Source organism: Streptomyces daghestanicus (assembly GCF_020521275.1).
GTDB classification, from domain to species: domain Bacteria; phylum Actinomycetota; class Actinomycetes; order Streptomycetales; family Streptomycetaceae; genus Streptomyces; species Streptomyces griseoviridis.
In genome coordinates, this window is record NZ_BNDX01000008.1 from 1736055 (window position 1) to 1759680 (window position 23626).

Consider the following 23626-nt stretch of genomic DNA (forward strand, 5'->3'; position numbering starts at 1 on the left):
GACGTAGGAGGATGGGCGACACGATGGACGGCACCAAGCAGCACCGACGCCGCGGGGACACCCGCCAGCGCATCCAGGACGTGGCCCTCGAACTCTTCGCCGAGCAGGGTTACGAGAAGACCTCCCTGCGCGAGATCGCCGAGCGCCTGGAGGTCACGAAGGCGGCCCTCTACTACCACTTCAAGACCAAGGAAGAGATCCTGGTCAGCCTCTTCGAGGACCTCACGCAGCCCATGGGGGAGCTGATCGAGTGGGGGCTGGAACAGCCCCGGTCCCTGGAGACGAAGCAGGAGATAGTGCGCCGGTACAGCGCGGCCCTGTCGGGCGCCGCCCCGCTGTTCCGCTTCATGCAGGAGAACCAGGCGACGGTACGGGAGCTGCGCATCGGCGAGATGCTCAAGAACCGCACGCTGAGCCTGAAGGACATCCTGGTCGACCCCGAGGCGGAGATGACCGACCAGGTGCGCTGCGTCAGCGCGCTCTTCACGCTGCACGCCGGGATGATCGTCCTCCAGGACCTCGAAGGCGACCCCGAGACCAAGCGCAAGGCCATTCTCGAGGTCGCCATCGATCTGATCACCCAGGCCCATCAGGGCGGCTGAGGCTCTTGTCGGGGCACGCCCGTCAGACGGACACGCCCTGCGCCCGCAGGAAGGCGACCGGGTCGACGGCCGAGCCGTAGTTCGGGGTCGTACGGATCTCGAAGTGCAGGTGCGGGCCGCTGGAGTTGCCGGTGGAACCGGACAGGGCGATGTGCTGGCCGGTCTTGACGACCTGGCCGATCTTCACGTCGATCCGCGACAGGTGGGCGTACTGGGAGTACGTGCCGTTGCCGTGCTTGATGACGATGGCGTTGCCGTAGGCGGGGCCGTCGCCGGCGCCGTTGCCGCCGGCCTTGACGACGGTGCCGCCGTGGGCGGCCAGCACGTCGGTGCCGGTCGGGACGGCGAAGTCCTGGCCGCTGTGCTTGTGCGACCACATGCCGCCGGCCTGGTTGAACTTGGCGCTCAGGGTGTACTTCTTCACCGGGTCGACCCAGGAGGCGGCCTTCTTGGCGGCGGCCTGCTTCGCCTCGGTCTTCTTGGCGGTGGCGGTCTGCGCGGCCTTGGCCTGAGCCTCGGCCTGCGCGTGGACGGCGCCGGCGGTCGTGGAGGCCGCCGTGGTGTCGGCGGCGGCCGCGACCCCGGCTCCCAGCGCGACCGAGGCTCCCAGGCCGGCGGCCAGGACTGCGGCGCGGGTGCGGAGGGCGGTCGTACGGGAAGAACGGGACGTGACACGCGGGGACATACGAACCTCATGGGGACGGGATCAAGGGAACGCCCTCCGGGAGACGGACGCTCACCGGGCGGGCTCCACCTTGGTAACCCACCCGGCCGTACCCGCACAAAGGTGTGACCTACGACCTTATCTAGTAATTGACCCTGAAACTTCCCTTCAACCGACAGAAGTCTCATTCAGGACAAAGCAGGTCAGAGCCCCGCGTACACCCAATCCCCGTGCGGGGACGTGCCCGTTTTGCCGGCTCTCGTCCGGTCTCCTATTCCCTGTAGTACCCCTCGGATCGCCTGTGCGGCATGTCACCACGGGGCTCGGCGCGGAGACTCCCGAATGTGACGGGGGCTACTCGGGCGTGGGCTCTCGGCGGCGCACGGGGGTGGCTGGACGTGGAACCGACGGCGCCGGGCGCCACGTTCGCGTCGAGCCCGGCCGGGCCGCTGGTGAGGGGGCTGTTCGTACGGGACGGGCCGGGGGCGGAGCTGGTCGACCGCCCCGTGTGCCTGTCGGCCCTGGTGTCCTTCCGGGGCGGGATACGGACCCTGGGCGAGCTGCGGAGCCTGGTCGAGGAACTGGTGCGGCGGGCCGCCCGGGAGGCGGGAGGCATCCGGCCGGCCGAGGCGGAGCCGGGCGCCGTCGTCGTCGCCCTGGCCCGCAGCCTCCGCTCCCTGGGCGACCTGCACCTGGACGATGTCCAGGCCGCCCGGCCGGGGCCACAGGAGCCGGCCGCGGCCCTGCGCACCGGGCCGGCGACGCGCGGGAGGCACGGTTCCCCAGCACGGAGGCCGAGGCGCTGTACACCTGCTGGACAGCGCCTGCCTGCACGTCCCGGACTTCTTCACCCGGCGTTCGTCCTTCGTCGCCCGCGCCTTCTTCGAGCAGCAGCGTCAGTTCGACGAGCTGATCAGGCGCACCGACCTCCTGGCCGCCCGCCCGGCCTCCCGCGCGGCCGAGGACGCGGCGTTCGAGCAGCGCTACGCCGATTACCTGGAGGCGAAGCACGGCCGGCTGACCGTCCACGGCATCGACCTGCACCACGGCGGCGACCGGCCCCTCGGCACCGCCTGTCCCGGCCTGGCCGGGACCCACCGCGGTGAACACGCGTCGCCGTCCGCGTCCGGCCTCCCCGGCGGCACTCCGGCGCCGCCCGCGCCCCGCGGCCCGTCGACCGTGCCCTGGCCGGGCACGACCGGGTCCCGCTGCGCGGGGACGCCGGTTCCGGGAAGACCACGCTCGTCCAGTGGCGCTCCGGTCACCACCGCCCGTCAGGAACGGCTGACCGGTGCGCTCGCCCCTCTGATCCCCTCTGCTGGGCCCGGAGGCGGTCCAGCACGGACAGGCGGCCGGCGCGGTGGTCCACACGGCCGGTCTGCTGGGCGGGGACGCGGCGCTTGCGTTCCGCACGCGTTTCCGCCGTCTCCGCAGCCCCGGGGTCCGCAGTCAGCTCGGGGCCACTGGAGCGACTTCGACACGGAGAGCTACGCGGAAGAGATCGCCCGCCCCTTGCTGGACACCCCCGAGACCACCCTCGTGGTCCGGTCCCCGGAGGAACTGGCCGCCCTGGGCAGGCTGGGCGGGCATCCGCGGGTCGGCCTCGACGGAGACTTCGCTCCCGAACGGACCCTGGCGGCCCTGGGCGGGGACCGGTTGGAGAGCCTGTCCCCGCGCCGGAACCCTCTCCGCGACCTGTCCCCGCTCGCCGGGTGCCGGAACCCTGTGCTCCGTGTTCCTCGACGACTGCCCAGGGCGTCCGGTCCCTGGAGCCGCTGACCGGCCTGCCCTGGAGAAGCTGGGCCTGCTGGGGTTCCGACCTCCCGGGCATGACCGATCCGGCCCTGGACGCGTTCACCGGCCTGACCTCGCTCAGCATGCGTGGTGCCACACCGTGGCCGGGAGCGGACGCGTTGCCGCGGCAGGGCACCGCTGGAGTGCCTCTTTCACGCCGCGGCACGCGCCGGGACTGCGCGCGCTCACCGGTTCCCCCGCGCTGTTACCAGCCCGGCCCGGACCTCGACGAACCGCCCGCACCGGACGACTGGCGGGCCCTCGCCGGCCTGGAACCACTCCGGTCCTGAGCTGAACGCCGCCGAGCCGCACAGCCGCGGCGGACGAGGTCGGCCTGGCCCCGCCGGCGGCCCGTGCCCGGTTGCGACAGGTCACCACCCCGCCCGGCTGCCGTGTCCCCCCTGCCGGCGCGCTGCCCCCGGCCGTCGAGCTGAACCCCCACACACCCCGCTCCCCGAGGAGTGACCGTGCCGGGACAGCGGAAGGGGCCGGTACTCGACTGAGTACCGGCCCCTTCCGTCGAGGCTTACGCCTCCTTGCTCAGGTTCGGACCGGCGCCGCCGGCCGCCTGCTCGATCGGCGGGGCGTCGGGCAGGGCCGCCTTCTCCTCGCCGCGGAAGGTGAAGGTCTGGGTCTCGCCCTCGCCCTCGGTGTCCACGACCACGATGTGACCGGGGCGCAGCTCGCCGAAGAGGATCTTCTCCGACAGCGTGTCCTCGATCTCGCGCTGGATCGTGCGACGCAGCGGACGCGCGCCCAGCACCGGGTCGTAGCCCTTCCTGGACAGCAGCTCCTTGGCGGACTGGGAGAGCTCGATGCCCATGTCCCGGTCCTTGAGGCGCTCGTCCACCTTGCCGATCATCAGGTCGACGATCGCGAGGATGTCCTCCTGGGTCAGCTGCGGGAAGACCACCACGTCGTCGACGCGGTTGAGGAACTCGGGCCGGAAGTGCTGCTTCAGCTCGTCCGAGACCTTGTTCTTCATGCGCTCGTAGTTGGTCTTCGTGTCGCCCGCGGCGGCGAAGCCGAGGTTGAAGCCCTTGGAGATGTCCCGGGTGCCGAGGTTGGTCGTCATGATGATGACCGTGTTCTTGAAGTCCACGACCCGGCCCTGGGAGTCGGTCAGGCGACCGTCCTCCAGGATCTGCAGCAGCGAGTTGAAGATGTCCGGGTGGGCCTTCTCGACCTCGTCGAAGAGGACGACGGAGAACGGCTTGCGGCGCACCTTCTCGGTGAGCTGGCCGCCCTCTTCGTAGCCCACGTAACCGGGGGGCGAACCGAAGAGCCGCGACACCGTGTGCTTCTCGCTGAACTCCGACATGTCGAGGGAGATCAGCGCGTCCTCGTCACCGAAGAGGAACTCGGCGAGCGCCTTGGACAGCTCGGTCTTACCGACACCGGAGGGGCCCGCGAAGATGAACGAGCCACCGGGGCGCTTCGGGTCCTTCAGACCGGCCCGGGTGCGGCGGATCGCCTTCGAGAGCGCCTTGACGGCGTCCTTCTGGCCGATGACCCGCTTGTGCAGCTCGTCCTCCATGCGCAGGAGCCGCGAGGACTCCTCCTCGGTGAGCTTAAAGACCGGGATGCCGGTGGCGGTCGCGAGGACCTCGGCGATCAGCTCGCCGTCGACCTCGGCGACGACGTCCATGTCGCCGGCCTTCCACTCCTTCTCCCGCTTGGCCTTCGCGGCGAGGAGCTGCTTCTCCTTGTCGCGGAGGGAGGCGGCCTTCTCGAAGTCCTGCGAGTCGATCGCGGACTCCTTGTCCCGGCGGACACCGGCGATCTTCTCGTCGAACTCGCGGAGGTCCGGCGGCGCGGTCATCCGGCGGATGCGCATCCGGGAACCGGCCTCGTCGATCAGGTCGATCGCCTTGTCCGGCAGGAAGCGGTCCGAGATGTACCGGTCGGCCAGGGTGGCAGCCTGGACCAGGGCCTCGTCCGTGATCGAGACACGGTGGTGGGCCTCGTAGCGGTCACGGAGACCCTTGAGGATCTCGATGGTGTGCGGGAGCGAGGGCTCGGCGACCTGGATGGGCTGGAAGCGGCGCTCCAGGGCCGCGTCCTTCTCCAGGTGCTTGCGGTACTCGTCCAGCGTGGTGGCGCCGATGGTCTGCAGCTCGCCGCGGGCCAGCATCGGCTTCAGGATCGAAGCGGCGTCGATGGCGCCCTCGGCGGCACCCGCACCGACCAGCGTGTGCAGCTCGTCGATGAACAGGATGATGTCGCCGCGGGTGCGGATCTCCTTGAGCACCTTCTTCAGGCGCTCCTCGAAGTCACCGCGGTAGCGGGAGCCGGCGACCAGCGCGCCGAGGTCCAGGGTGTAGAGGTGCTTGTCCTTGAGGGTCTCGGGCACCTCGCCCTTGACGATGGCCTGGGCGAGGCCCTCGACGACGGCGGTCTTGCCGACGCCGGGCTCACCGATCAGGACCGGGTTGTTCTTGGTACGGCGGGACAGCACCTGCATGACCCGCTCGATCTCCTTCTCGCGCCCGATGACCGGGTCGAGCTTGGACTCACGGGCGGCCTGGGTGAGGTTCCGGCCGAACTGGTCGAGGACCAGGGACGTCGAGGGGGTGCCCTCGGCAGGGCCGCCGGCGGTGGCGGTCTCCTTGCCCTGGTAACCGGAGAGCAGCTGGATCACCTGCTGCCGCACCCGGTTGAGGTCTGCGCCCAGCTTGACCAGGACCTGGGCGGCGACGCCCTCGCCCTCACGGATCAGGCCGAGCAGGATGTGCTCCGTGCCGATGTAGTTGTGACCCAGCTGAAGGGCCTCGCGGAGCGACAGCTCCAGGACCTTCTTGGCACGGGGGGTGAAGGGGATGTGACCCGACGGGGCCTGCTGGCCCTGGCCGATGATCTCCTCCACCTGCTGGCGGACCGCCTCGAGCGAAATCCCGAGGCTCTCAAGGGCCTTGGCGGCGACACCCTCACCCTCGTGGATCAGGCCCAGGAGGATGTGCTCGGTGCCGATGTAGTTGTGGTTGAGCATCCGGGCTTCTTCCTGAGCCAGGACGACAACCCGCCGCGCGCGGTCGGTGAACCTCTCGAACATCGTTAATCGCTCCTCAGAGCGGTCAGGCAGTAAGGGGAACTTCCCCTCCCTGTCCTTCCGCAGCTTAGTCCCGCAAGCGGGGACCGCTCATTCCAACTGCCGACACCGTCGATGGCCTCCTGACCCGCAACGCCGACATCTGCCTCAACCCGATGGTGCGAGACGATGTTCCCGCAGGCCAGGCACTTACCCCAGTCGCCAGTACGCCGATGGCGAACGTGAGACCGCCTTTTCTGCGTGTCGCCCCCTCCCACTAGGGATGTCTTACCCGCCCGGACGGACAGTCCATGCCGCGCGGCCCCTTTCCCTCCGCTACGGGCGAACAACCTTGTGCCCCGCCGCACCCCCGCACGCCCCCGCATCCGGCACCCTGCGCACCCGCCGTGCCACTCAGCGTAACTCCCGGCCCGGCCCGGCGGTTGCTCCGGACATGGCGGGGGTCCGGAGGACGCGGTGGTGGTACGAGGACCGGCTGGGCTGGGAGACGGCGCCGGGCATTCCGGTACGGCTGCGGACCGGGGTCCGCTTCGACGTCCTGGACGTCCCGGCGGAGGCAGGACGCGCGGCCCTGCGGCGGCTCGACGCGGGCGCCGGGACCGGTGGCCCGGTGGCGCTGCGGGGTGACCGGATGCTGCTGCTCGTGGCCGCGGGCAGCGCGGAGGAGCTGCCGGGGCTGCTGGAGTGGCTGGAGTGGGGGTCACTGCCGCTGGATCTGTCGGCGATCGGCGCGGGCGGCCTCGTGGAGGCGCCGCTGCCGTACGGGCTCGGCCCGGAGGGCGAGGCGTCCGGCGAGCGGGAGCCGCCGGGGGCCGCGGCCGGAGGGGTGCGGGGCGATCAGCAGGGGGCCGCCGTGTGGCTGCGGCCCCCCGAGCCGGGACGCGAGGTCGAGGACTCGCTGCCGGCGCTGTCGGCCGTCGCGGCCCCGGGGGGCGCCGGGAGCACCCCCGGTCGCGCACCCGATCTCGCGCGACTGGTCGACACGGTGGCGACGCACTGCCATCGCCTCCGGCTGCGGGGCGCGGCCGTGCCGCGCTCGCAGCGGTGACCGTGAGCGCGCCGCCCGTCGGGTCGCGGAGGGTCCGGTGCGGGGCCGGGCGGCGGACCCGGGGGTCAGCCGTTGGCCTTCTCGTAGGCCTCGCGGATGGTGGCCGGAACGCGGCCGCGGTCGTTGACCTCGTAGCCGTTCTCCTTGGCCCAGGCGCGGATGGCCGCGGTGTCCTGGTTGCCGCCGGACGCCGCGCGGGCCTTTCCGCGTCCGCCGGAAGCACGGCCACCGGTGCGCCGGCCGCCCTTCACGTAAGGCTCGAGAAGGCCACGGAGCTTGTCCGCATTGGCGGTGGTGAGATCGATCTCGTACGTCTTGCCGTCCAGCGCGAACGTCACGGTCTCGTCCGCCTCGCCGCCGTCGAGGTCATCGACAAGAAGGACCTGAACCTTCTGTGCCACCGGATTTCCTTTCATCGATAACGTGAGGGTCGGGGTCCGCCGGCGTCCCCGCCGTATCGCCGCCCCTTGTTATATGCAGTACTGCAGTACGTCGGAAAGCAAACCGCTTTTGCCGGAAAAACACAAACCCCCGGGGGAGGCCGGTAGCCCCGCCCCGGACCGGAAGATGCGCGTTTCGGACAAAGGGGCACCCGCGCGGGGGGGTGCGGGTGGAATAAACCCGGCGGAAGGAGCGCGGATTCGCGGGGGGCGGCCGGGGCCGGTTCAGGTCCGGCGGGCGGTGACGATCACAGATGCAGAAGCATCCGGCTGTTGCCCAAGGTGTTCGGTTTCACTCGTTCGAGCCCGAGGAACTCCGCGACGCCCTCGTCATAGGAACGGAGCAGCTCGGCGTAGACATCGGTGTCGACCGGCGTCTCGCCGATCTCCACGAAGCCGTGCTTGCCGAAGAAGTCGACTTCGAAGGTCAGACAGAAAACCCGGCGGACGCCCAGCCAGCGCGCGGTCTCCAGCAACTTCTCCAGCAACTGATGGCCGACACCGGCGCCCTTCAGGCCCGGCTTCACCGCGAGAGTCCGCACTTCCGCGAGGTCTTCCCACATCACGTGCAGGGCTCCGCAGCCGACGACCTCGGCGTTGTCGTCGCGCTCCGCGACCCAGAACTCCTGGATGTCCTCGTAAAGCGTGACCGTCGCTTTGTCGAGCAGGATGCGGCCGCGCACGTACGCGTCGAGGAGTCTGCGGACGGAGGGGACATCGCTGGTACGGGCCCGGCGTACGGTGATGGCTTTCGCGGTGACTTCGGGGCTCACTGCTGACATGAGCGGACGCTATCGCTCATCGGCCGGGGACGCGGAGCCGGGGTTCTGGGGCTCGGTCGTTTCGGGGCCCCGGACGATGCGGATGGCGTCTCCGAGGGCCTGCCGTTGTTCCTCGCTCATCATGCCGAAGAAGGCGATGAGGGCGGCGGTGGGGTTGTCGCTCTGGGACCACGCGTCGTTCATGAGGGCGGCGGCGTAGGCGGCGCGGGTGGAGACCGCCTCATATCGATAGGCGCGGCCTTCGGCCTCGCGGCGGACCCAGCCCTTCTGATGGAGATTGTCCAGAACGGTCATCACCGTGGTGTAGGCGATCGACCGTTCCCGCTGGAGATCTTCCAGGACTTCCCGAACGGTCACCGGGCGGTTCCACTTCCACACCCGCGTCATGACCGCGTCTTCGAGTTCTCCCAATGGGCGAGGCACATTCAGCACACTAGTGGGAGATTTCACCCATGGCGTGCTGGACGTGCGGTTCGCCGGCGGACGGGGGCCGGAACGTGGGGCGGGGTCCGGCCGCTCAGGAGTCGGCGCGCCGGTCCGCCTCCACCCGGGCGAGGGCGGCGTCCACGGCCGCGTCCTCCTTGGCCTTGTTGGCACCGCCCTGGGTCTTCACGATCACCCGGATCACGGCGATGAAGAGCACGGCCATGACGACCGGGGGCAGGAGCGCGGAGACGTAGTCCATGACCCCCAGAGTAGCCACCGGCCCCGCTCAGCCCACCGCGAGGTGCTGTCCGGGTGCGCCGGGGGGCGGGGCCGGCCGCGGGGCGGGCTCCGGGGCGGGCTTGCGCCGGGGGAAGACCTCGCCGGGGGTGGGCACGGGGCGCTTGGGGGTGGCCGGGGCGGGCCGGGGGGCCGGGGCGGGCTTCCCGCCGGGCCGGTCCGCGGCCTCGGGCGGGGCCGGCAGGACGCGCAGGCGGGTGCGGCTCCGGGCGGCGGGGACCGTGGCCGCCGTGAGGGCCCGGCAGCGCTCCCGGAGGACGGCGGCGGCGGGGGTGCCGCGCAGGGCCCCGAGCGCGGCGAGGTCGTCGCCGGTGGGCCGGTGCCCGGCGTCCAGCGCCTCGCCCAGGAGCCTCAGATAGCCCGTGGCGGTGCCGGGGAGGGCGGCGCGGTACCGGGCGAGGTCGGCCAGGAGGAAGGCGCGCTGCCGGGCGCTCTCCCGTGCCGCCTCGTCGAGCGACTCGGCCAGGCGGAGGCAGTCCCGGACGTCCTCGGCCGGGGCGGGACGGGGGGTGAGGGCGAGGGCGAGGGCGCGGCGGAGCACACACAGCTCCTCCACACCGAACGCCAGGCCGCCGCGGATTCCGTAGGGCGTGGGCATGCGGCGACGATACGCGCTAATCAGACAAACCCGGCAGAGCTTGTCAGGTGTGGCGTACCGGTCCCACTCGGATGCGCGCGGCGGCCGGGCTGTCGTACGGGGTGGCGGTCAGAGGCGGGACACGTTCCGTTCGTAGACCAGGCGGAGGCCGATCAGGGTCAGCCAGGGTTCGTGTTCGTCGATGGCCGAGGACTCGCCGAGGACCATGGGGGCGAGTCCGCCGGTCGCGATGACCGTCACGTCGTCCGGGTCGTCGGCCAGCTCGCGGGCCATGCGGCCGACCACGCCGTCGACCTGGCCGGCGAAGCCGTACACGATGCCCGCCTGCATGGCCTCGACCGTGTTCTTGCCGATCACGCTCCGCGGGCGGGCCAGCTCGATCTTGCGCAGCTGGGCGCCCTTGACGCCGAGCGCCTCGACCGAGATCTCGATGCCGGGGGCGATGACCCCGCCGACGTACTCCCCGCGCGCGCTGACCGCGTCGAACGTCGTCGCCGTGCCGAAGTCGACGACGACCGCCGGGCCGCCGTACAGCTCGACCGCGGCGACCGCGTTGATGATGCGGTCGGCGCCGACCTCCTTGGGGTTGTCCATGAGGATCGGCACGCCGGTCTTCACGCCCGGTTCGACCAGCACGGCCGGGACGTCGCCGTAGTAGCGGCGGGTGACCTCGCGCAGTTCGTGGAGGACGGAGGGAACGGTCGCGCAGATGGCGATGCCGTCGATGCCGTCGCCCAGTTCGTCGCCGAGCAGCGGGTGCGTGCCCATCAGGCCCTGGAGGAGGACCGCCAGCTCGTCGGCGGTGCGGCGGGCGTCGGTGGAGATGCGCCAGTGTTCGACGATCTCGTCGCCGTCGAAGAGGCCGAGGACGGTGTGGGTGTTGCCTACGTCGATCGTCAGCAGCATGCGTCCGCTCCCCTACTCCGCCGCTCGCAGGTCCAGGCCGATGTCGAGGATCGGGGAGGAATGGGTGAGGGCCCCTACGGCGAGGTAGTCGACGCCGGTCGCGGCGTACGCCTTGGCGTTGCCCAGGGTGAGCCGGCCGGAGGCCTCCAGGGCGGCGCGGCCGGCGGTGAGGGCGACGGCCTCCTCGCACTCGCCGGGGGTGAAGTTGTCCAGCAGGATCAGGTCGGCACCCGCGTCCAGGACCTCGCGGAGCTGGTGCAGGGTGTCCACCTCGACCTCGATGGGCAGCTCGGGGAAGCGCTCGCGGACCGCCTGGAACGCCTCGGCGACCCCGCCGGCGGCGACCACGTGGTTGTCCTTGACCAGGGCCGCGTCGGAGAGGGACATGCGGTGGTTGACGCCGCCGCCGCAGCGCACGGCGTACTTCTCCAGGCTGCGCAGGCCGGGGGTGGTCTTGCGGGTGTCGCGGACCTTGGTCCGCGTGCCGTCCAGGGCGTCCGCCCACGCGCGCGTGGCCGTCGCGATGCCGGAGAGGCGGCAGAGGATGTTCAGCGCGCTGCGCTCGGCGGTGAGCAGGTCGCGGGTGCGGGAGGTGACGGAGAGGAGCTTCTGGCCGGGTTCGACCCGGTCGCCGTCCTCCACGTGCCGTTCGACCTCGAACTCGTCGGCGCAGACGACGGAGAGGACCGCCTCGGCGACCCGCAGGCCCGCCGCGACGCCCGCCTCGCGGGCCGTGAAGTCGCCGGTGGCCACCGCGTCCTCGGGGATCGTGGCGACCGTCGTCACGTCGACGCCGTGGGCCAGGTCCTCCTGGATGGCGACGTTGGCGATGTCCTCGACCTCGACCGGGTCGAGACCGGCGTCGGTCAGCAGCTGGGCGAGCGCGGGGTCGAGCCCGCACTCCAGGTACTCCTCGTCTTCGGGGTGACCGGCTCCGCAGGCGCAGCCGTCGCCGCAGCCTCCGGCGGAGGCGAGGGGGAGGTCGGGATGTGTCACTGGGTCACTGCTCCTGGGGCTGGGCTGAGGTAGGGGGAAAGTCTGCTGCCTCGGTGGTGCGCACCGCGAGGGTACGGTCCGGGTTCAGCGTGACGACGATGTGCCGCCGCCACGCGCCGTCGTCGCGGTCGGGGCGGTCCTCGCGCCAGTGGCAGCCCCGGGTCTCCTCGCGCAGCGCGGCGGCGGCGAGCAGGACGCGGGCCACGCACAGGAGGTTGGTGGCCTCCCAGGTGTCGACGCCGGGCTCGGCGGTCTTGCCGTGTTCGTGGAGGGTCTCGCGGGCCTCGTCGTGGAGGGCCTGGAGGCGGTCGCCCGCGCGACGCAGGGAGTCGGCGGAGCGCAGCACGCCGGCACCCTCGGTCATGGTCCGCTGGAGGGCGAGGCGGGACTCCGGGGGGAGCAGGGGGTGCGCCGGGCGTTCCGGGTGCGGGGGCAGGTGCGGGACGCGCGCGGGCAGGGGCGCGGCCGTGAGGTCGGCGGCGATGCGCTCGGCGTAGACCAGCCCTTCGAGGAGGCTGTTGGAGGCGAGGCGGTTCGCGCCGTGCACGCCGGTGCAGGCGACCTCGCCGCACGCGTAGAGACCGGGGACCGTGGTGCGGCCGCGGGGGTCGGTGCGCACGCCGCCGGAGGCGTAGTGGGCGGCCGGGGCGACCGGGATCGGCTCGGTGACCGGGTCGATGCCGTGGGCGCGGCAGGCGGCGAGGATGGTCGGGAAGCGCGTCCGCCACATCTCCGCGCCGAAGTGCCGGGCGTCCAGGTACATGTGCTCGGCGCCCTGTTCCAGCATCCGGCGCGTGATCGCCTTGGCGACGATGTCCCGGGGGGCCAGTTCCGCCAGTTCGTGCTGTCCGAGCATGAAGCGGACGCCGTCGGCGTCGACCAGGTGGGCGCCCTCGCCGCGGACCGCCTCCGAGACCAGCGGCTGCTGGCCCTCGGCGTCCGGGCCGAGGAAGAGCACGGTGGGGTGGAACTGGACGAACTCCAGGTCGCTCACCTCGGCGCCCGCGCGCAGCGCCAGCGCCACGCCGTCCCCGGTGGAGACGGACGGGTTGGTGGTCGCCGAGAAGACCTGGCCCATGCCGCCGGTGGCGAGGACGACCGCCGGGGCGTGCACCGCGCCGACGCCGTCGTGCTGGCCCTCGCCCATGACGTGCAGGGTGACGCCGGCGGCGCGGCCCTCGGCGTCGGTGAGGAGGTCGAGGACGAGGGCGTTCTCGATGGTGCGCAGGGCACGCGCGCGGACCGCCTCGACCAGCGCGCGGGAGATCTCCGCGCCGGTCGCGTCCCCTCCCGCGTGGGCGATGCGGCGCCGGTGGTGGCCGCCCTCGCGGGTCAGCTGGAGGGCGCCGTCGGCCGCCTCGTCGAAGTGCGCGCCGGTGGCGATGAGGCGGCGTACGGCGTCGGGGCCCTCGGTGACGAGGATGCGCACCGCCTCCTCGTCGCAGAGCCCGGCGCCGGCGACCAGGGTGTCGGCGAGGTGCTGCTCGGGGGTGTCGCCCTCGCCGAGGGCCGCGGCGACGCCGCCCTGGGCCCAGCGGGTGGAGCCGGCGTCGAGCCGGGCCTTGGTGACGACGACGGTCCGCAGTCCGGCCGCCTCGCAGCGCAGGGCGGCGGTGAGACCGGCCACGCCGGAGCCGACGACGACCACGTCCGCGTCGATGGCCCAGCCGGGGGCGGGAGCGTGCAGTCGTATGCCTGTGCCGGTCACGAGGCGGCTCCGAGGGGTCCGAAGGTGAGGGGGAGGTTGTCGATGAGGCGGGTGGTGCCGACGCGGGCGGCGACGGCGAGGACCGCCTCACCGGTGAAGTCCTCACCGATCTCGGTGAAGTCGGACGGGTCGACCAGCGCCAGGTAGTCCAGCTCCAGGGGCGGGACGGCGCGGGCCGCGTCGTCCAGGACCAGGCGGGCGGCGGCGCGGACGGCCGCCGGGCCGCCGCCCCGGGGGTCCGGGGCCTGCGCGACGGCGTGCGCGTCGGCCGCCGCGCGGGACTCGCCGAGCCGGTCCAGCGCCTCGGCCCGCGCGTGCGTGGCGGGCACCTCGCGGGCGCGGGCGGCCAGCGCCTGCTGGGCGGCGTGCCGGTCGCGCCCGGCGAAGAGCGCGCCGGAGAGCGCGAGGGCCGTACGGCGTTCCGCCGCGGAGAGGTAGCGGTTGCGGCTGGACAGCGCGAGGCCGTCCGCCTCGCGGGCGGTGGGCACGGCGACGATCTCGATGCCGAAGTTCAGGTCGCGGACCATACGGCGGACCAGTGCGAGCTGCTGGGCGTCCTTCTGGCCGAACAGCGCGGCGTCGGGGCGGGTCAGGTGCAGGAGCTTGGCGACGACCGTGAGCACGCCGTCGAAGTGGCCGGGGCGGGAGGCGCCCTCCAGGCGTTCGCCCATGGGCCCGGCGCTGATCCGGACCTGGGGGTCGCCGCCGGGGTAGACCTCGTCGACGGACGGCGCGAAGACGGCGTCGGCGCCGGCGCGGCCGGCCAGCCGGACGTCGGCGTCCAGGGTGCGCGGGTAGCGGTCGAGGTCCTCGCCGGCGCCGAACTGGAGGGGGTTGACGAAGACGGTGACGACGACCTCGCCGTGCGGCCCGGCGATCTCGCGGGCGGCCCGGATCAGGGTGGCGTGGCCCTCGTGCAGGGCGCCCATGGTCATCACGACGGCCCGGCGGCCTCGGCGCTCGCGCGCGTGGAGTTCGGTGGCGGTGCTCAGCAAGGCGGCGGTCATCGGGCGGTCCCTTCCGTGCCCTCGGGGCCCTCGGGGCCGTCGGTTCCGTCATGGCCACCGGTTCCGCCGGGGCCTTCGTGCGGGCCCTCGTGCGGGCACTCGTGCGGGCCCTCGTGCGGGCCGGTTCCCTCGCCGCCCCCGGCGGTCGCGGCGAGGACGCCGAGGAGGTCCTCGGCGAGGCGCGGCTGGAGCAGTCCGTGGGCGAGCGCCCGGTCGGCGGTCGCGCGGGCCATCGCCAGGTACCCGGCGACGGTCGCCGGGGCGTGCGCGCGCAGCTCCTCGATGTGCGCGGCGACCGTGCCCGCGTCGCCGCGCGCGACGGGGCCGGTGAGGGCGGCGTCGCCGGAGCGCAGGGCGTTGTCGAGGGCGGCGCCCAGCAGCGGGCCGAGCATCCGGTCGGGGGCGCCGACGCCGGCCGTGCGCAGCAGCTCCAGGGACTGGGCGACCAGGGTGACCAGGTGGTTGGCGCCCAGGGCGAGCGCCGCGTGGTACAGGGGCCGCTTGTCCTCGTCGATCCACTCCGGTTCGCCGCCCATCTCGATGACCAGCGCCTCGGCGGCGAGCCGCAGCTCCTCGGGGGCGGTCACCCCGAACGAGCAGCCGGCCAGCCGCTGGACGTCGACGGGGGTGCCGGTGAAGGTCATCGCCGGGTGCAGGGCGAGCGGCAGGGCGCCGGCCCGCAGGGCGGGATCGAGGACCCGTGCGCCGAACCGTCCCGAGGTGTGCACGAGCAGTTGCCCCGGCCGGACCGCGCCGGTCTCGGCGAGCCCGGCGACCAGGCCGGGCAGGGCGTCGTCGGGGACGGTGAGCAGCACCAGCTCGGCCCGCCGCAGGACCTCGGCGGGCTCCACCAGGGGCACGTCGGGCAGCAGGGCGGCGGCACGGCGGCGGGAGGCGTCGGAGACCCCCGAGGCGGCGACCGGGCGGTGCCCGGCGAGCTGGAGGGATGCGGCCAGCGCGGGGCCCACCCGGCCGGCGCCGACGACGCCGACGGTGAGCCGCGCGGGGCGGTCCCGGGGATCGGGGTGTGGGGTTGTGTTCACGCGAGGGTGGCCTTCCCGTTCCAGTCCGCGCTGGGTACCGGACGATTTTTCGTCATGTTAACGCGATCGGTTCCCGGAGCGGCCGTCCGTCCACAGGCTGTGGGTGTTCCGACGACCGGGACGGCGGCCGGGACGGCGGCCGGCAGCCGGTGACCGGGGGCCGGTGCCCCGGAGCCGGTGACCGGGCTCGCGCCGATCGACGTACGCCCCTGTTTCACTGTCGTACGCCGGGCGCCACCCTGCATGATCGGTTCCATGAGCGATGACGAGACCGGACGGAACGACGGCGGCGGGACCGGACGGGTGACCGAGGAGGAACGGCGCCGACGGCTCCGGGCGCGGCGGACGGCCGCCCACCGGGGCGCCCGGCGGGTGCTGGCCCGCCCCGCCTTCGTCGCCTCCCTCCGCGAGCGGCTGGCCGTGCTGGACGGCGCCGGGGAGCTGTACGACCTGGACGAGCCGGCCGACATGTACGGCAACGGCGTCGTCGCGGCGCTGGAGGAGCGGGTCGCGGCGCTGCTCGGCAAGGAGGCCGCCGCGTTCTTCCCCACCGGCACGATGGCCCAGCAGGTGGCCCTGCGCTGCTGGGCGGGCCGCACCGGCAGCCCCGTGGTCGCGCTGCACGGCCTCGCCCACCCCGAGGTGCACGAGCGGGACGCCTTCAGCCAGGTCAGCGGATTGCGTCCGGTGCGGGTGACGAGCGCGCCCCGGCAGCCCACGGCCGAGGAGGTGCGCGACCTGGAGGAGCCGTTCGGGACGCTGATGCTGGAGCTGCCGCTGCGCGACGCCGGGTACCTGCTGCCCGCCTGGGAGGAGCTGACCGGGGTCGTCGCCGCCGCGCGGGAACGGGACGCGGTGGTCCACTTCGACGGGGCCCGCCTGTGGGAGACGACGACGCACTTCGGCAGGCCGCTCGACGAGATCGCGGAGCTGGCCGACAGCGTCTACGTGTCCTTCTACAAGTCGCTGGACGGCTTCGGCGGCGCCGCGCTGGCCGGACCCCGGGCGCTGGTGGAGGAGGCGCGGAGCTGGCGGCACCGGTACGGCGGCATGGTCTTCCAGCAGTTCCCGGCCGCGCTGGCGGCGCTGGCCGGCCTGGAGCGGGAGCTGCCCCGGCTGCCGTCGTACGTGGCCCACGCGCGCGTGGTGGCCGAAGCACTCCGGGAGGGCCTCGCGGCGGCGGGCGTGCCCTGGGCACGGGTCCACCCGGAGGTGCCGCACACCCATGAGTTCCAGGTCTGGCTGCCGTACGACGCCGACACCGTCACGGAGGCGGCGATCCGCCAGGGCGAGGAGACGGGCACCCTCCTCTTCACCCGCCCCTGGGACTCCCCCGGCCCGGGTCTGGCGCTGACCGAGGTCCAGGTCGGGGCGGCGGGCCTGGAGTGGTCGGCCGACGACGTACGGGCGGCGGCGGCGGAGTTCACGGCGAGGCTGGGGGCGGCTGCGGTGGGCTCGTAGCGGCCGGCGGACGGCCGTGGGGCCCGCACCGCCCCCCCTCCTGACGCCCGCGCCGTTCAGTCGAACCGGAGGTGCCGCAGCCCCACCCCCGCCTGCCGCAGCCGCGTGCGCAGCGGGCCGTCGGTGTTCGGGCGGAGGCGGAGGCCGGCGGCCGCGGCGATGCGGTCGGCGGTCTCCGGGACGGTCAGGCGGTCCGTCCACAGGTGCTCGGCGAACTCCGGCTCGCGCAGCCGCTCCAGGCAGTGGTCGAGCCGGCCGACGGCCCAGCTCTCCCGGCGCGGCCCGGGACGCCGTGCGGTGATGTTCCGCAGCGCCTCGGGCACGCCGCGCTCGCGCAGCCGGCGCAGGACGGTCGCGCGATCGGCGAGGAGCGCGAAGTGGCGTACGTCGTGGCCCCGTTCGCGCAGCCGGCCGACCGTCTGCGCGAAGTGGCCGGGATCGGTGACCGTCATCGGCGCGATGACCACCCCGCCGCGCCGGGTGAGGACCAGGTCGAGGACCTCGACCACACCCTGCCGCCAGGCGGCCAGGTCCCGGAAGTCGCCGCGCAGTTCGGGCGGCAGCATGCGGTGCAGCCCGAAGCCGGGGTGCTCGGGGTCGCAGACGACGCTGCCGGGCAGCCGGCGCCGCAGCTCGTACGCCGTCTGCGTCTTGCCGCCGCCGAAGGGGCCGTTGACCCACAACACCCTGCCCGGCGGCGGGCCCTCAGCCACGGCCGCCGGCCCGTACCAGGCCGGTCTCGTAGGCCAGGACCACCACCTGTACCCGGTCCCGGAGGCCGAGCTTGGTCAGGATGCGGCCCACGTGTGTCTTCACCGTCGCCTCCGACAGCACCAGCCGGGCCGCGATCTCCCCGTTGGACAGGCCCTGCGCCACCAGCACCATCACCTCGCGCTCGCGGTCGGTGAGCCGCTGGAGCCCCGCGTGCGACGGCTCCGCGGCACCGCTCGGCAGCATCGGCGCGAACCGGTCCAGCAGGCGCCGGGTGGTGGAGGGGGCGACCACCGCGTCACCGCTGTGCACGGACCGGATCGCGGCGAGGAGTTCGGCCGGCGGCACGTCCTTGAGCAGGAAGCCGGAGGCGCCCGCCTTCAGCGCCGAGAAGGCGTACTCGTCGAGGTCGAAGGTGGTCAGGATGAGCACCTTGGGGGCGCCGGGCTCCCCGCAGATCCGCCGGGTGGCCTCCACGCCGTCGAGCTTGGGCATGCGGACGTCCATCAGGACGACGTCCACGGCGGTGGCGCGCAGCACCTGGAGGGCCTCGACGCCGTCGCCCGCCTCCGCCACGACCTCCATGTCCGGCTGGGCGGCGAGCACCATCCGGAACCCCGTGCGCAGCAGCGCCTGGTCGTCGACGAGCATGACGCGGATGGCCATCGGGTCTCTTTCCTTGCCTCGGGGCGGGTCGGGGGTGTGTCAGTGGGCGGGTTTGAGGGGGAGCAGGGCGCTGATGCGGAAGCCTCCGCCGGGGCGCGGGCCGGCGTCCAGTGTGCCGCCGACCATGCCGACCCGTTCCCGCATGCCGATCAGGCCGTGGCCCTGTCCGTCCACGCCGCCGTCCTCGTACTTCTCGCGCGGGGCGCCCTTGCCGTCGTCCTCGACGAGCAGGCCGAGCCCGTCGTCGAAGTAGACCAGCCGTACGCTCGCCCCCGCGCCCTCACCACCGTGCTTGCGGGTGTTGGTGAGCGCCTCCTGCACGATCCGGTACGCGGTCAGCTCCACGCCGCTGGGCAGCGGGCGCGGGGTGCCCTCGACCTCGAAGTCCACGGGCAGCCCGGAGCCGCGGCACTGCTCGACCAGGTCCTCGATCTGCCGGACGTCGGGCTGCGGCACGTACTCCCCGGCCTCCTGGTGCTCGCCGGTGCGCAGCACGCCCAGCAGGCGGCGCATCTCGGCGAGGGCCTGGCGGCCGGTGGAGGAGATGGTCTCCAGCGCCTTCTTCGCCTGGTCGGGCGCCGCGTCCAGGACGTAGGCGGCGCCGTCGGCCTGCACCACCATCACGGAGACGTTGTGCGCGACCACGTCGTGCAGCTCGCGGGCGATCCGGGCCCGCTCGGCGGCGACCGCGACCTTGGCCTGCGCCTCGCGCTCCTTCTCCAGCCGGGCGGCCCGCTCCTCCAGCTGGGCGAAGTACGCGCGGCGGGTGCGGATGGAGTCGCCGAGCACCCAGGCGAGCGCGAACGGCACCGTCATGAAGACCGTCAGCGCGATGTTGCCCGCCACCCCCGCCTGGTCGCTGGGCCAGCGCAGTTGCGCCACCGGCGCCGCGCACAGGCCGGTCGCCAGCGCCAGCCGGGACGCCCAGCGGGCACCGGTCGCGGCCACCGTGTAGACGATCACCAGCATGGCGAAGTCGGCGATCATCGTGGTGACGTCCAGCGCGAGCTGCCCGACACCCAGGACGAGGGAGAGCAGCAGCATCTTCTCCGGCATCCGCCGGCGCAGCGCCAGCACCAGGCAGAGCAGCACGGCGAACGGGACGATCAGCGCCGGGGCGTCCGTGCCGTGCTCCACCTGGCCCGCCGCCGCGGACACCAGGGACATCCCGAGCAGGACGAGGGCCCAGAAGAGGTCCACACCGGTCGGGTGCCTGCGGAGGAAGTCGTAGAGGCGCTGCACACGACCCAGCGTAGGGAAGCGCGATAGGTGCATGGGTCAACCGGAGGGCCGATCCCCGGCGGGCGCGTGTACTCCGCAAGGTGGAGGCCGTACGCGCCCGCACGCCCCGGTCCGTAGCCTGGGGCCGTGACCGAGGGGACAGCAGGGACGGCAGGGACGGGGGAGGCGCCGGGCGCCTGGCGGAGCTGGCGGGACGCCGCGCGCGACGCGCTGTACGGGCCGGGCGGCTTCTACCGCCGCCCCGAGGGCCCGGCCGCCCACTTCCGTACGTCCGTGCACGCCTCGCCGCTGTTCGCCGCCGCCGTCGTACGGCTGCTGGGCCGGGTCGACGCGGCGCTGGGCCGGCCCGCCCGGCTGGACTTCACGGACATGGCGGCCGGGCGGGGCGAACTCGCCGCCGGGGTCCTCGCCGCGCTCCCCGCCGGGCTGGCCGCCCGGACGCGGATCACCGCCGTCGAGATCGCGGACCGGCCGCCGGGCCTCGACGACCGGATCGCCTGGCGGGACACGCCCCCGCACGGGAGCACGGGGCTGCTGTTCGCCAACGAGTGGCTGGACAACGTACCCGTGGACGTCGTGGAGGTGGACGCCGAGGGCGTGCCCCGCCGGGTCCTGGTGCGGGACGACGGCACGGAGCGGCTCGGGGAGCGGCTCGGGGCCGGGGCCGAGCGGGCTTGGCTGGCGCGCTGGTGGCCGCTGCCGCCCGAGGAGGGGCGGCGGGCCGAGATCGGGCTCCCCCGGGACACCGCCTGGGCGGCGGCCGTGTCGACCCTGGAGCAGGGCCTCGCCGTCGCCGTCGACTACGCGCACACGGCGGACGCCCGCCCGCCCCACGGGACGCTGACGGGCTTCCGGGACGGCCGCGAGGTCCGGCCCGTGCCCGACGGGACCCGCGACCTGACCGCCCATGTCGCGCTGGACGCGTGCGCGCGGCCCGGCGCCCGCCTGCTGACCCAGCGCGCCGCCCTGCGCGCCCTGGGCCTGACCGGCGCGCGCCCCCCGCTCGCGCTCGCCTCCACCGATCCCGCCGGATACGTCCGCGCCCTGGCGCGCGCCGGGGAGGCCGCCGAACTCACCGCGCCGGACGGCCTCGGCGGCTTCGGCTGGCTGCTCCAGCCGGCCGGCCTCCCGGAGGACGCCGTGGACGCCCTACTTGTCGATGTCCCCGACCACGAAGAACAGTGACCCCAGGATCGCCACCATGTCCGCGACCAGCGTCCCGGGCAGCAGCTCGGCCAGCGCCTGGATGTTGTTGTACGACGCCGAGCGCAGCTTCAGCCGGTACGGCGTCTTCTCGCCCTTGCTCACCAGGTAGTAGCCGTTGATGCCGAGCGGGTTCTCGGTCCAGGCGTAGGTGTGCCCCTCGGGCGCCTTCAGGACCTTGGGGAGCCGCTGGTTGACCGGGCCGGGCGGCAGCCCGGCGAGCCGGTCCAGACAGGCGTCGGCGAGGGCGAGGGCGTTGTGCGTCTGCTCCAGCAGGCACTCGAACCGGGCGAGGCAGTCGCCCTCGGTCCGGGTGACCACCCGCAGGGTGTCCCCGAGGTCGCCGTAGGCCAGGTAGGGCTCGTCGCGGCGCAGGTCGAAGTCGACGCCCGAGGCCCGCGCGATCGGCCCGCTCACGCCGTACGCGTGCACCGCCTCGGCGCTCAGCACGCCCACCCCGCGCGTGCGCCCCCGGAAGATCTCGTTGCCGAGGACCAGGTCGTCGTACACGTCCATCCGCGAACGCACCGCGGACACGGCGCCGCGCGCGCGTGCCGTCCAGCCGGCCGGCAGGTCCTCCTTGAGGCCGCCGACGCGGTTGAACATGTAGTGCATGCGCCCGCCGGAGACCTCCTCCATCACGTTCTGCAGCGCCTCGCGCTCCCGGAACGCGTAGAACATGGGCGTGATGCCGCCCAGCTCCAGCGGATAGGAGCCGAGGAACATCAGGTGGTTGAGGACCCGGTTCAGCTCCGCCAGCAGCGTGCGCAGCCACACCGCCCGCTCCGGCACCTCCATGCCGAGCATCCGCTCCACGGCGAGGACCACGCCCAGCTCGTTGGAGAACGCCGAGAGCCAGTCGTGGCGGTTGGCCAGCATGATGATCTGCCGGTAGTCCCGCGCCTCGAACAGCTTCTCCGCGCCGCGGTGCATGTACCCGATCACCGGCTCCGCACTGGTGATCCGCTCACCGTCCAGCACCAGCCTCAACCGCAGCACGCCGTGGGTCGAAGGGTGCTGCGGACCGATGTTCAGCACCATGTCGGTGCTCTCGGCCGCGCCGCCGATCCCGACCATGGTCTCCGTCGTAGGAGTCATGAACCCAGTCTCCCCTACGTACGCTGGCCCCATGGAGACGGGGAGCCCGCACGACACGGGGACGACGGGAACACCGGCGGGCGGGGCGGAGCCGGTGTGGACCGGGCTGCCGCGGGGGCTGCTGCGGATGCGACGGATGCTGCTGGTGGTGTGGACGGGGCTCGCGACGATCGCGGCCGGCGTCCTGCCCGGCCTGTTCGCCGGCCCCGCCTGGGCCGCGTTCGCCCTGCTGCCGCCGGCCGGGCTGGCCTGGGGCTGGGTGATGCTGGAGCGCAACTGGCGGTCCTGGCGGTACGCCGAGCGCGCCGACGACCTGCTGCTCACCCGGGGCGTGCTGTGGCGGGAGGAGACGGTCGTCCCGTACGGACGGATGCAACTGGTCGAGGTGACCTCCGGACCCGTCGAGCGGTACTTCGGGCTGGCCGGGGTCCAGCTGCACACGGCCGCCGCCGCGACCGACGCCACCATCCCCGGCCTGGACCCGGCCGAGGCGGAACGGCTCCGCGACCGGCTCACCGAGCTGGGCGAGGCCCGATCGGCGGGGCTGTGACGGCGCCGCCGGAGGCACCGAAGGCAGTGACCGAGCGGCGGCTGCACCCGGTCACGCCGTTCCGCCGCGCCTGGGCGCCGGTCGCGGTGCTGGCCGGCTGGGCGGTGCACGACCTCGACCAGGCCCAGCGCCAACTGGCCCGACTGACCACCACCACCCTGTTGCTCGGTCTCGCCGTACTCATCCCCGCCGCCGCCCTCTACGGCTTCCTGACCTGGTGGTTCACCCACTATTCGGTGACCGACACGGAACTGCGCATCCGTACCGGCCTGTTCTTCCGGCGCACCGCGCACCTCCGCCTCGAACGCATCCAGGCCGTCGACGTCACCCAGCCGCTGCTCGCCCGGGTCGCGGGCGTCGCCAAGCTCCGGCTGGACGTCGTGGGCACCGACAAGAAGGACGAGCTGGCCTTCCTCGGCGCCGGCGAGGCCCGCTCCCTGCGCGCCGAACTGCTCGCGCGGGCGGCCGGGATCGCGCCCGAGGCCGCCGCCGGGGTCGGCGAGGCCCCCGCCCGGCACCTGCTGCGCGTGCCGCCCGGCGTCCTCGCCGTCTCCCTGCTGCTGACCGGGGCGACCTGGGGCACCCTGCTGGCCGCCGTGGCCGTACCGGCGCTGCTGTGGCCGGCCACCCACAGCCTGTGGACGGTGCTGGCGACGGCCGTGCCCGTGGCGGGCGCCGCGGGCGCGCGCAGCGTGGGGCGGTTCGTCGGCGAGTACGACTGGACGCTGGCCGAGTCCCCGGACGGGCTGCGCATCGACCGCGGACTGCTGGACCGCACACACGAGACCGTGCCGCCGGGCCGGGTGCAGACCGTACGGATCGTGGAGCCGCTGCTGTGGCGGCGCCGGGGCTGGGTGCGGGTCGAACTCGACGTGGCCGGCTCCGCCAACTCCGTGCTGCTGCCGGTCGCGCCGCGGGCGATCGCCGAGTCGGTCGTCGCCCGGGTGCTGCCCGGGGCGGCGGTGCCCCCGCACGCGGCGCTGTCCCGCCCGCCGCGCCGGGCCGGCCGCCGCGTCCCGCTGTGGTGGCGCGGCTACGGCCTCGCCGTCACCCCCGAGGTCTTCGCCGCCCGGCACGGCCTGCTGCGGCGCAGCCTCGCCCTGGTCCCGCACGCCAAGGTGCAGAGCGTCCGGCTGACCCGGGGGCCGTGGCAGCGGGCGCTGGGCCTGGCGGACGTACGGGTGGACACGGGCGCGAACAGGACGGTGACGGCGCGGCAGCGCGACGCCGGTGAGGCGGCCCGGCTCCTGCGGGACCAGGCGGAACGATCCCGCACGGGGCGCCGCGACGCGGAGCCGGACCGGTGGCTGGCGGGCGGGTGATCCGGCCCGCCGG

General features: G+C 73.7%; 23 protein-coding genes and 1 pseudogene. 8 read left to right on the forward strand and 16 right to left on the reverse strand.

Annotation, left to right across the window (positions count from 1 at the left end):
- Nucleotides 1-11: 11 nt before the first annotated feature.
- Nucleotides 12-602 carry a TetR/AcrR family transcriptional regulator gene (locus Sdagh_RS17360; protein ID WP_190076948.1) on the forward strand — a complete coding sequence of 197 codons (591 nt, stop codon included), beginning with the start codon at nucleotides 12-14 and terminating at the stop codon, nucleotides 600-602.
- 22 nt (nucleotides 603-624) lie between these two features.
- Here the strand turns inward: Sdagh_RS17360 and Sdagh_RS17365 are convergent, their stop codons facing one another.
- On the reverse strand, nucleotides 625-1287 hold the full coding sequence (locus Sdagh_RS17365; RefSeq protein WP_190012082.1) for a M23 family metallopeptidase: 663 nt from the start codon (nucleotides 1285-1287) through the stop codon (nucleotides 625-627).
- A 287-nt stretch (nucleotides 1288-1574) separates the two neighbouring features.
- On the opposite strand from Sdagh_RS17365, the pseudogene Sdagh_RS37000 reads away from it, so the two are divergent.
- Nucleotides 1575-2030, forward strand: a pseudogene (locus Sdagh_RS37000) (NACHT N-terminal Helical domain 1-containing protein); the annotation flags it as partial.
- Nucleotides 1966-3045 carry an NACHT N-terminal Helical domain 1-containing protein gene (locus Sdagh_RS37215; protein WP_373301896.1) on the forward strand — a complete coding sequence of 360 codons (1080 nt, stop codon included), beginning with the start codon at nucleotides 1966-1968 and terminating at the stop codon, nucleotides 3043-3045. The pseudogene Sdagh_RS37000 and the gene Sdagh_RS37215, both read left to right, overlap by 65 nt.
- A 541-nt stretch (nucleotides 3046-3586) precedes the next feature.
- Here the strand turns inward: Sdagh_RS37215 and Sdagh_RS17375 are convergent.
- Nucleotides 3587-6112, reverse strand: a complete 2526-nt coding sequence (locus Sdagh_RS17375; protein ID WP_189421978.1) for an ATP-dependent Clp protease ATP-binding subunit — start codon at nucleotides 6110-6112, stop codon at nucleotides 3587-3589.
- A gap of 430 nt (nucleotides 6113-6542) precedes the next feature.
- Here Sdagh_RS17375 and Sdagh_RS17380 point away from each other — a divergent pair, with 430 nt between their 5' ends.
- The gene (locus Sdagh_RS17380) at nucleotides 6543-7157 is read left to right on the forward strand and encodes an SCO3374 family protein (RefSeq protein ID WP_226535254.1); all 615 of its coding nucleotides are present in this window, start codon (nucleotides 6543-6545) and stop codon (nucleotides 7155-7157) included.
- Between the two features lie 65 nt (nucleotides 7158-7222).
- On the opposite strand, the gene Sdagh_RS17385 is transcribed toward Sdagh_RS17380, so the two are convergent.
- The 10 genes from Sdagh_RS17385 to Sdagh_RS17430 form a co-directional block, all read right to left on the reverse strand.
- On the reverse strand, nucleotides 7223-7558 hold the full coding sequence (locus Sdagh_RS17385; protein ID WP_189421976.1) for a histone-like nucleoid-structuring protein Lsr2: 336 nt from the start codon (nucleotides 7556-7558) through the stop codon (nucleotides 7223-7225).
- Nucleotides 7559-7845: 287 nt separating this feature from the next.
- The gene (locus tag Sdagh_RS17390; RefSeq protein WP_189421975.1) at nucleotides 7846-8379 is read right to left on the reverse strand and encodes an amino-acid N-acetyltransferase; all 534 of its coding nucleotides are present in this window, start codon (nucleotides 8377-8379) and stop codon (nucleotides 7846-7848) included.
- A 9-nt stretch (nucleotides 8380-8388) separates the two neighbouring features.
- Nucleotides 8389-8829 (reverse strand): BlaI/MecI/CopY family transcriptional regulator, encoded by a 441-nt coding sequence (locus Sdagh_RS17395; RefSeq protein WP_372478453.1) that lies wholly within the window; start codon nucleotides 8827-8829, stop codon nucleotides 8389-8391.
- A 67-nt stretch (nucleotides 8830-8896) separates the two neighbouring features.
- A complete protein-coding gene (locus tag Sdagh_RS17400) occupies nucleotides 8897-9064 on the reverse strand; it encodes a hypothetical protein (protein WP_189421973.1) in 168 nt (55 codons plus the stop codon).
- Between the two features lie 27 nt (nucleotides 9065-9091).
- Nucleotides 9092-9700 carry a hypothetical protein gene (locus Sdagh_RS17405; RefSeq protein ID WP_190076950.1) on the reverse strand — a complete coding sequence of 203 codons (609 nt, stop codon included), beginning with the start codon at nucleotides 9698-9700 and terminating at the stop codon, nucleotides 9092-9094.
- Between the two features lie 108 nt (nucleotides 9701-9808).
- Nucleotides 9809-10606, reverse strand: a complete 798-nt coding sequence (locus tag Sdagh_RS17410) for a type III pantothenate kinase (RefSeq protein ID WP_189421971.1) — start codon at nucleotides 10604-10606, stop codon at nucleotides 9809-9811.
- A gap of 12 nt (nucleotides 10607-10618) precedes the next feature.
- A complete protein-coding gene (nadC, locus tag Sdagh_RS17415) occupies nucleotides 10619-11602 on the reverse strand; it encodes a carboxylating nicotinate-nucleotide diphosphorylase (RefSeq protein ID WP_189421970.1) in 984 nt (327 codons plus the stop codon).
- A gap of 4 nt (nucleotides 11603-11606) precedes the next feature.
- Nucleotides 11607-13310 carry an L-aspartate oxidase gene (locus Sdagh_RS17420; RefSeq protein WP_189421969.1) on the reverse strand — a complete coding sequence of 568 codons (1704 nt, stop codon included), beginning with the start codon at nucleotides 13308-13310 and terminating at the stop codon, nucleotides 11607-11609.
- Nucleotides 13307-14317 carry a pantoate--beta-alanine ligase gene (panC, locus tag Sdagh_RS17425; protein WP_189421968.1) on the reverse strand — a complete coding sequence of 337 codons (1011 nt, stop codon included), beginning with the start codon at nucleotides 14315-14317 and terminating at the stop codon, nucleotides 13307-13309. Before panC ends, Sdagh_RS17420 begins: the two co-directional genes overlap by 4 nt.
- Nucleotides 14314-15360, reverse strand: a complete 1047-nt coding sequence (locus Sdagh_RS17430; RefSeq protein WP_190076951.1) for a Rossmann-like and DUF2520 domain-containing protein — start codon at nucleotides 15358-15360, stop codon at nucleotides 14314-14316. The genes panC and Sdagh_RS17430 overlap by 4 nt, the downstream gene beginning before the upstream one ends.
- Nucleotides 15361-15615: 255 nt before the next feature.
- Between Sdagh_RS17430 and Sdagh_RS17435 the strand changes: the two genes are divergently transcribed.
- Nucleotides 15616-16821: a threonine aldolase family protein gene (locus Sdagh_RS17435; RefSeq protein ID WP_226535258.1), complete on the forward strand. Its 1206-nt coding sequence runs from the start codon at nucleotides 15616-15618 to the stop codon at nucleotides 16819-16821.
- Nucleotides 16822-16877: 56 nt separating this feature from the next.
- Here the strand turns inward: Sdagh_RS17435 and Sdagh_RS17440 are convergent, their stop codons facing one another.
- Genes Sdagh_RS17440 through Sdagh_RS17450 form a run of 3 tightly spaced genes read right to left on the reverse strand, consistent with a single transcriptional unit; the run spans nucleotide 16878 to nucleotide 19440 of the window.
- Complete coding sequence (locus Sdagh_RS17440) at nucleotides 16878-17534, reverse strand: AAA family ATPase (protein WP_226535261.1); 657 nt, start codon at nucleotides 17532-17534, stop codon at nucleotides 16878-16880.
- Nucleotides 17527-18198, reverse strand: a complete 672-nt coding sequence (locus Sdagh_RS17445; RefSeq protein WP_189421965.1) for a response regulator transcription factor — start codon at nucleotides 18196-18198, stop codon at nucleotides 17527-17529. Before Sdagh_RS17445 ends, Sdagh_RS17440 begins: the two co-directional genes overlap by 8 nt.
- 39 nt (nucleotides 18199-18237) lie before the next feature.
- Entirely contained in the window at nucleotides 18238-19440 is a 1203-nt protein-coding gene (locus Sdagh_RS17450; RefSeq protein WP_189421964.1) for a sensor histidine kinase, read from the reverse strand.
- 126 nt (nucleotides 19441-19566) lie between these two features.
- Here Sdagh_RS17450 and Sdagh_RS17455 point away from each other — a divergent pair, with 126 nt between their 5' ends.
- A complete protein-coding gene (locus Sdagh_RS17455) occupies nucleotides 19567-20625 on the forward strand; it encodes an SAM-dependent methyltransferase (RefSeq protein ID WP_190012077.1) in 1059 nt (352 codons plus the stop codon).
- On the opposite strand, the gene Sdagh_RS17460 is transcribed toward Sdagh_RS17455, so the two are convergent.
- Nucleotides 20590-21741, reverse strand: coding sequence for an NADH-quinone oxidoreductase subunit D (locus Sdagh_RS17460; protein ID WP_189421962.1), 1152 nt, complete (start codon nucleotides 21739-21741; stop codon nucleotides 20590-20592). The genes Sdagh_RS17455 and Sdagh_RS17460 overlap by 36 nt on opposite strands.
- 31 nt (nucleotides 21742-21772) lie before the next feature.
- Here Sdagh_RS17460 and Sdagh_RS17465 point away from each other — a divergent pair, with 31 nt between their 5' ends.
- Nucleotides 21773-22291 carry a PH domain-containing protein gene (locus Sdagh_RS17465; protein ID WP_190076952.1) on the forward strand — a complete coding sequence of 173 codons (519 nt, stop codon included), beginning with the start codon at nucleotides 21773-21775 and terminating at the stop codon, nucleotides 22289-22291.
- Nucleotides 22276-23613 (forward strand): PH domain-containing protein, encoded by a 1338-nt coding sequence (locus Sdagh_RS17470; RefSeq protein WP_190077030.1) that lies wholly within the window; start codon nucleotides 22276-22278, stop codon nucleotides 23611-23613. The genes Sdagh_RS17465 and Sdagh_RS17470 overlap by 16 nt, the downstream gene beginning before the upstream one ends.
- Nucleotides 23614-23626: the final 13 nt, after the last annotated feature.

Coding starts and splice junctions, on each gene's coding strand:
- Sdagh_RS17360 (WP_190076948.1), top strand. CDS start 12: ATGGGCGACACGATGGACGGCACCAAGCAGCACCGACGCCGCGGGGAC.
- Sdagh_RS17365 (WP_190012082.1), bottom strand. CDS start 1,287: ATGTCCCCGCGTGTCACGTCCCGTTCTTCCCGTACGACCGCCCTCCGC.
- Sdagh_RS37215 (WP_373301896.1), top strand. CDS start 1,966: ATGTCCAGGCCGCCCGGCCGGGGCCACAGGAGCCGGCCGCGGCCCTGC.
- Sdagh_RS17375 (WP_189421978.1), bottom strand. CDS start 6,112: ATGTTCGAGAGGTTCACCGACCGCGCGCGGCGGGTTGTCGTCCTGGCT.
- Sdagh_RS17380 (WP_226535254.1), top strand. CDS start 6,543: ATGGCGGGGGTCCGGAGGACGCGGTGGTGGTACGAGGACCGGCTGGGC.
- Sdagh_RS17390 (WP_189421975.1), bottom strand. CDS start 8,379: ATGTCAGCAGTGAGCCCCGAAGTCACCGCGAAAGCCATCACCGTACGC.
- Sdagh_RS17400 (WP_189421973.1), bottom strand. CDS start 9,064: ATGGACTACGTCTCCGCGCTCCTGCCCCCGGTCGTCATGGCCGTGCTC.
- Sdagh_RS17405 (WP_190076950.1), bottom strand. CDS start 9,700: ATGCCCACGCCCTACGGAATCCGCGGCGGCCTGGCGTTCGGTGTGGAG.
- Sdagh_RS17410 (WP_189421971.1), bottom strand. CDS start 10,606: ATGCTGCTGACGATCGACGTAGGCAACACCCACACCGTCCTCGGCCTC.
- panC (WP_189421968.1), bottom strand. CDS start 14,317: ATGACCGCCGCCTTGCTGAGCACCGCCACCGAACTCCACGCGCGCGAG.
- Sdagh_RS17435 (WP_226535258.1), top strand. CDS start 15,616: ATGAGCGATGACGAGACCGGACGGAACGACGGCGGCGGGACCGGACGG.
- Sdagh_RS17445 (WP_189421965.1), bottom strand. CDS start 18,198: ATGGCCATCCGCGTCATGCTCGTCGACGACCAGGCGCTGCTGCGCACG.
- Sdagh_RS17460 (WP_189421962.1), bottom strand. CDS start 21,741: ATGACTCCTACGACGGAGACCATGGTCGGGATCGGCGGCGCGGCCGAG.
- Sdagh_RS17465 (WP_190076952.1), top strand. CDS start 21,773: ATGGAGACGGGGAGCCCGCACGACACGGGGACGACGGGAACACCGGCG.